The organism is Chitinophagales bacterium, from assembly GCA_020636535.1.
Taxonomy (GTDB): Bacteria; Bacteroidota; Bacteroidia; order Chitinophagales; family JADIYW01; genus JADJSS01.
The window spans coordinates 1-6,502 of the sequence record JACJXT010000003.1; the positions used below are offsets into that span (position 1 = coordinate 1).

Here is a 6,502-nt window from a genome sequence, read left to right on the forward strand (position 1 = left end):
ATATAGTTTATCGTTGGCAGTAAGCCCAGTAATTGTTAAGTTTTTTTTATTTACAGTTAATGCCTGTGTAAGCGATGTTGCAGCACAGTATGAACTATTACCAGCTTGAGCCGCAGTAATGGTAGCAGTACCAGCACCTACTATTGTTACGTTACCACTTGCATCTACTGTAGCCACACTTGTATTGCTGCTGGAGTAGGTAACTGTTAAACTAGAAGTAGCAGTAGTAGCAACGCTATAAGCAACATCCCCATACGTTTTAGTAACGGATGATGCAATAGGATTTATAGTTTGTGTAGTGCAACCACTAGGCGTCCACTGGGCGTATAAAGTAGTATTCGCAGATATAGTAAATGTTTCGCTACCTGAACCTGTAAAATTTGCAGTACCGTCATTGTCGCTATCCCATCCGGCAAAAGTATTGCCTGATTTTGTCATTGTACCTGCACCTAATACAGTTACGGTAGAACCGTATGCATAAGGACTACTTGCATCACTTGGAACAGAACCTCCATCGCTTCCATTGCCGTTGTAAGAAACAGTATACGTTGCACAATTAATAACAATATTACTAATTGCTCGTTCATGTGTACCTGATGAACGAGTGTCAATAAATCTAATTCTTCGAGTACCTGTATAACTACTTAGGTCTATATTCACAGTTTCACAAGTATTTGAAATACTAGTTATAGTAGTAATAGTCGTCCAGCTGAGAGCACCACCATCAGGTGATATTTGAATATCCATACTCCAAGCAGTTGTATTACTACTACGTTTTTTATCAAATGTTAAAGATTGTGGATTAGTTATAATAGAAGTATAAGAATAATCGCCATTTGCATTAAAACCTTTAGTAACACCACCACAAATTTGAAAAGAACCAATACTATTATCTGTCCATGTAATTGTGCCACAACTTTGCCCAAACGAATTGCCACTTATAAAAAAAAACAAAACTAAGCCTACATACATTACACAACTTTTCAGCATGGTTGTGCATTTGTTGGCTAGGTTCTTGTGTTTGCTATTTATTGGAGTTTTGGGAATATCAAAAACAGTGTAGAATATATTCATAAATCTAAATTATAAAGAATAATAAATGTATTTTATAATATATTCAAAATTACATTAAAACAAACAATTCCGCTACTTTTTAAGATTATGTTTTTGTACACCCTACTGATTATTATGCACATATATTGTGAATAACAATGTAAATATAGTGGATAACCTATAAGTAGGTGTTTTTTTTGTCTGAATCAGGATTTTTATAATGAAATAATTAAATAATGAAGTAATGTAATAATAAAGTAATGTAATCATGAATTTCTCAATACTTAATACTTAATACTCATTTTTTTAACCACAAAGTACACAAAGTTTTTACACAGAGTTCACAAAGATTAATGTAGTAATGAAATAATTAATTTCTCACTACTCACTACTCACAACTTTCTACTCAAATTAATTGTCTGAATCAGGATTTATAGGATTTTGGGATTGGCAGGATTTTTATAATGAATTAATGAAGTAATGTAATAATAAAGTAATGTAGTAATGAATTTCTCACTACTCACTACTCACTACTTACTACTACAACAAAGTCTTGATTCTTGGCTCTAAAAATCTTGGCTCTCAATACTTAATACTTTCTACTTAATACTCATTTTTTTAACCACAAAGTACACTAAGTTTTTGCACGGAGTTCACAAAGGTTAATGAAATAATGAAATAATTAAATAATGTAATGATGAAGTAATGAATTTCTTACTACTCACTACTCACTACTTACTACTACAACAAAGTCTTGATTCTTGGCTCTAAAAATCTTGATTCTCAATTATGTTCTTATTGATAAATTAGTTTTACAATTTTGAAAAGAAAAGGTAACTTTGTTAATATGAAGAAGACAATATCTATTAATGATTTTTCACCACATCTTTTTTGGGATGTAGATTTGTCTAATTTTGATTTTCAAAAACATAAAGTTCATTTGATACATAAGGTATTAGAGCATGGTTTAATGAAAGATTGGAATTTGTTAAAAGAGATATATGGTTTAGAAACGATAAAGGAAGTTGCTTTAAATTTAAGAACTTTAGATGCTGTTACACTTTCCTATTTATCTACTATTTTTAATATCAACAAAACAGAGTTTAGATGTTACAAACACAAACAGTTGTTCCAAAACTTATGGAACTCCTAAAAAGCATAATGCGAGAGCCATTATTTGAAAATTATTTTTTAGTGGGTGGAACAGCATTGGCTTTACAAATTGGACATAGAAATTCTATTGATATTGATTTATTTGGTCATTGTGAAATTAATCAAAATGAGTATATTGAAATATTAAAAAGCTTTGGAGATGTTGTCGTAACAACAAGTTCTAAAAATATTTTAATTGCTTTGCCGTTGTTGGTTTGTAACCAACAACAAAATTAAAAAAAATAAATATCAAATTAAAATATTTAATATTTAATAACAAGTGAAGATGAGTAATTGCACAATGAAAAATAAGAAGTTTGTTGGTTGCAAACCAACAAAGGCGAGGGTTAGTGATTAATGAAATAATTAGTTTCTTGCTACTTTCTACTTACTACTCACTACTCACTACTTACTACAACAACAAAGTCTTGATTCTTGGCTCTAAAAATCTTGATTCTCATCTCTCACTACTCAATACTTTCTACTTAATACTACATGCACATCTCTTATAAAAATGAAAACAAATTGGTATCTTTGTAAAAAAAATCATTGAAAAGTCCTATTTATTTTGATAATGCTGCGACAACTGCTATAGCACCTGAAGTTGTACAGGCAATGTTGCCTTTTTTGAATGAGCATTATGGAAATCCATCATCTGTTTATAGTTTGGGGCGAGATACTAGAGCTGCGATTGAGACTGCAAGAAAAACGATAGCACAAATTTTAAATGCCCAAACTTCTGAAATTGTATTTACATCTTGTGGTACTGAAGCCAATAATATGGCAATAAAAGGTGCAGTTATTTATCATCAAGTTAAAAGGATTATCACTTCTCCAATAGAACATCATTGTGTGATTCATATTGCAGATTATTTAAAGGAATTCCATCAAGTAAAAATTGAGTATGTGCAATTATTATCCGATGGTATGGTGGATTTGGAACATTTAGAAAGTTTATTAAAAGACAATCAGGATAAAACTTTAGTATCATTGATGTATGCAAATAATGAAATTGGTAATCTTTTAGATTTTGAAAAAGTAAGCCAACTTTGTAAAACACATCAGGCTTTATTTCATTCTGATACCGTGCAGGCATTTGGACATTTTCCTATAGATGTTCAGAAAGTCGAGGTGGATTTTCTTTCTGCTTCAGCACATAAATTTCATGGACCAAAAGGTATTGGCTTTTTGTATCAAAAGAAAAAAAGTAAAGTGGCTTCTTTCTTACATGGAGGTGGGCAGGAGCGTGGCTATCGAGCTGGAACTGAAAATGTTTATGGCATAGTTGGTTTGGGCAAAGCTGCTGAGTTGGCTTATCAGCATTTGGAGAAAGATAGACAATATATCCAATCTATTAAGGATTATTTTAAAGAACAGCTATTAGCTAATTTTAAGGATATTCAATTTAATGGCCATTCCAAAAATAGTTTATTTACGGTCTTAAATGTATCTTTTCCAGAAAATGATGCCGCTAGTATGTTGTTGTTTAATTTAGATATTGAAGGTATCTGTGCGAGTGGTGGTAGTGCTTGTAATAGTGGAGCTTCAACAGGTTCGCATGTGATTGATGCCATTCGACCGAATAGCAATAGAATCAATATTCGTTTTTCTTTTTCGAAATATAATCATCTATCGGAAGTGGATGTGGTAATCCAAGTACTAAAAAAATATTTTTCATAAATACCTAAATTTATTTATTTGGATTTTGTAGCTGGAGAAATAATATTGATTGATAAGCCATTGGATTGGACATCTTTTGATGTGGTAAATAAGTTGAAATTTAAACTTAAATATCAATACGGAAAAATAAAAATTGGACATGCAGGCACTTTAGATCCAAGAGCAAGTGGTTTGTTAATTGTGTGTACTGGAAAAAAAACAAAAGAAATAGAAGGTATTCAAAATCAAAATAAAGTTTATACCGGGAGTTTTTATTTAGGTGCTGAAACAGAAAGTTACGATACAGAAAAACCAGCTATCAATTTTCAAAGTATTGAGCATATTACAGAACAAGAAATTCATAAGACTGCGGAAAGTTTTTTAGGAGAACAACAACAATTTCCACCTATCCATTCTGCTGTTAAGATAGATGGTGTTAGAGCTTATGAACTAGCCAGAATTGGCTTAAATCCTGAAATCAAATCTAAAGTCATTCAAATTTATCAATTTAAAATTACAAAAATAGAATTGCCTTATATCTATTTTTATATCGAATGTAGTAAAGGTACTTATATTCGTAGTATTGCTAATGATTTTGGTAAAAGGCTTAACAATGTTGCCTATTTAGCAAGTTTGAGGAGAGAAAAAATTGGTAATTTTTCTATTGAAGAAGCATATACAGTGGATTCGTTTATACAAAAATTAGATGCTATTCAATAGCTCTATTGTTTTGCTTCTTTGAACTTTTTCAGATTCAGTTCTAATAAATTTTGGAAGGAAAAATATAGTTTTGGGTCGTTCATATTTTTCTAAATATTGTTCCAAATATTGTTCTAAATGATGAAGTTTTTCGCTAGTATATTTTTCATCTTCAATCAATAGACAAAGTTTCTCTCCAAGTGTATCATCTGGTAAACCTGCAATAAAATAAGCAGTTTTGATATAATCGGATAGTTTAGTTTCAATCGTTTCTGGAAATAATTTTATACCACCACTATTGATTATATTATCCAATCTTCCTTTCCAAATAAAAGTAGTTTCGTTTATCAAATCGACAATATCATTAGTATAAATTTTTTCAGTTAAAAAGGGAACTTCTAATTGTAAACACTGCCGATTGTCTATGCTACAAAGCACACCTGGAAGAGCTTGATAAGCCAAGGATGGTTTTGACCCATTAATTTTTCTTAATGCTACATGACTTAGAGTTTCTGTCATACCATAACCATGATAAATTTCAGCAGATAAAGTTTGGCAAGCTTGTTCTAATTCAGCACTAACAGGACCACCACCTAATAAAATTGTTTTGATATTTGAGGTCTGTTTTGTGCCTTTTAATTGCATAGGTGTGAGCGGTACAAAATCTATTATAGTATTGGCTATAAAATGATTTAAAGGTTGGCTATTTGGTTCAATACATATTAAATTCAATTGACTATATAAAGCACGAACCAACATCATTTTACCAGCGATGTAATTCATTGGTAAGCACAATAAAGCAGTTTGATTTTCTTTGAAATTAAAAAAATGGGCTGTTGCTTTTGCACTTTGCAACATTTGTTGTTTGGAGACAGTAATTGTTTTGGGTAAGCTTGTAGAACCGCTAGTTTGAACTTCTATTGTTGTTTTTGGAGAAAACCATTCAACCATAAAATCGCCAATTTTATTAATATTTTCGATATTACTTTTCTTGCAAAATTCTATAATTTCTTCATCTACTAAGCGATGCCCATTTATTGTCAATTGCTTGTATTCTAAATGATTCATATTAGTGCAGATAAATCCCATTTTTGGTTTTTATGGTAATGTAATCCATTGGCATCAATACTATAAGGAGCTGGGAAATTATTCGTAAATAATTGTCCAGTTCCTAATCCTTGAGCGTAATCCGAGCATTTTAAAGCTGTGTATTGTGCGATGGCATTAAGCCCAATATTACTTTCTAAAGCGGAAGTGATAACCCAAGTACCACCATTGTTTTCAATTAATTTTTTCCATTCATCGGCAGCATAAAATCCGCCAATAAGTGCATGTTTTAAAATTAAAATTTGTGGTTGAATCGTGTCAATTAATGCCTTTCTTTTACTTGAATTTTGTATTCCGATAAGTTCTTCATCTAATGCAATTTTTATAGGTGAATTATTGCATAAAGCAGCCATATCTTGCCATTGCCCAGTATTGATAGGTTGTTCAATATAACTAATTCCAAAATCGGACAGTTGTTTTATTTTTTCTTTAGCTTCTTGGTAGATAAATGCACCATTTGCATCTAATCGAATTTCTACTTCATCAACCGAAAATTGTTTTCTGATGTATTGTAATAATTCTAGTTCTGTATCAAAATCGATAGCTCCAATTTTTAATTTGATAGATTTATAATTTGCATCTAATTTTAATTTTATTTGTTGCAACATACTTTCTTTGCTACCCATCCAAATCAATCCATTTGTTGGAATTGTGAAGCCATTTTCATTGATTGCTTCTGGAAATATGATTCTGTTGCCGCCATTTCCCCAATCTTTTAAAAGCATTTCAATACCGAAAAATATAGAAGGCCATTCGGTTAGTTCTTGCAATACCGCTTCCATTTCATCAGGTAAGCGACTGCAAATTTCTGCTAGTTTTGCTTCATAATTTG

At 31.1% G+C, this 6,502-nt stretch carries 7 protein-coding genes; 4 read left to right on the forward strand and 3 right to left on the reverse strand.

From position 1 onward, the window contains the following. The coding region (locus tag H6553_00120) for an InlB B-repeat-containing protein (protein MCB9032219.1) at nt 1-438 on the reverse strand (438 nt) is incomplete at its 3' end. A 1,462-nt stretch (nt 439-1,900) separates the two neighbouring features. Between H6553_00120 and H6553_00125 the strand changes: the two genes are divergently transcribed. The 4 genes from H6553_00125 (at nt 1,901) to truB (ending at nt 4,584) form a co-directional block, all read left to right on the forward strand. Then, nucleotides 1,901-2,206 (forward strand): hypothetical protein, encoded by a 306-nt coding sequence (locus tag H6553_00125; GenBank protein ID MCB9032220.1) that lies wholly within the window; start codon nt 1,901-1,903, stop codon nt 2,204-2,206. After that, entirely contained in the window at nt 2,161-2,442 is a 282-nt protein-coding gene (locus H6553_00130; GenBank protein MCB9032221.1) for a nucleotidyl transferase AbiEii/AbiGii toxin family protein, read from the forward strand. The genes H6553_00125 and H6553_00130 overlap by 46 nt, the downstream gene beginning before the upstream one ends. A gap of 312 nt (nt 2,443-2,754) precedes the next feature. Then, nucleotides 2,755-3,885: a cysteine desulfurase gene (locus H6553_00135; protein MCB9032222.1), complete on the forward strand. Its 1,131-nt coding sequence runs from the start codon at nt 2,755-2,757 to the stop codon at nt 3,883-3,885. A 12-nt stretch (nt 3,886-3,897) separates the two neighbouring features. After that, nucleotides 3,898-4,584, forward strand: coding sequence for a tRNA pseudouridine(55) synthase TruB (gene truB, locus H6553_00140; GenBank protein ID MCB9032223.1), 687 nt, complete (start codon nt 3,898-3,900; stop codon nt 4,582-4,584). Here the strand turns inward: truB and H6553_00145 are convergent. Beyond that, nucleotides 4,567-5,631: an AMP-binding protein gene (locus tag H6553_00145; GenBank protein ID MCB9032224.1), complete on the reverse strand. Its 1,065-nt coding sequence runs from the start codon at nt 5,629-5,631 to the stop codon at nt 4,567-4,569. The genes truB and H6553_00145 overlap by 18 nt on opposite strands. Next, nucleotides 5,628-6,502: o-succinylbenzoate synthase (locus H6553_00150; GenBank protein MCB9032225.1), on the reverse strand; the 875-nt coding region annotated here is incomplete at its 5' end. The genes H6553_00150 and H6553_00145, both read right to left, overlap by 4 nt.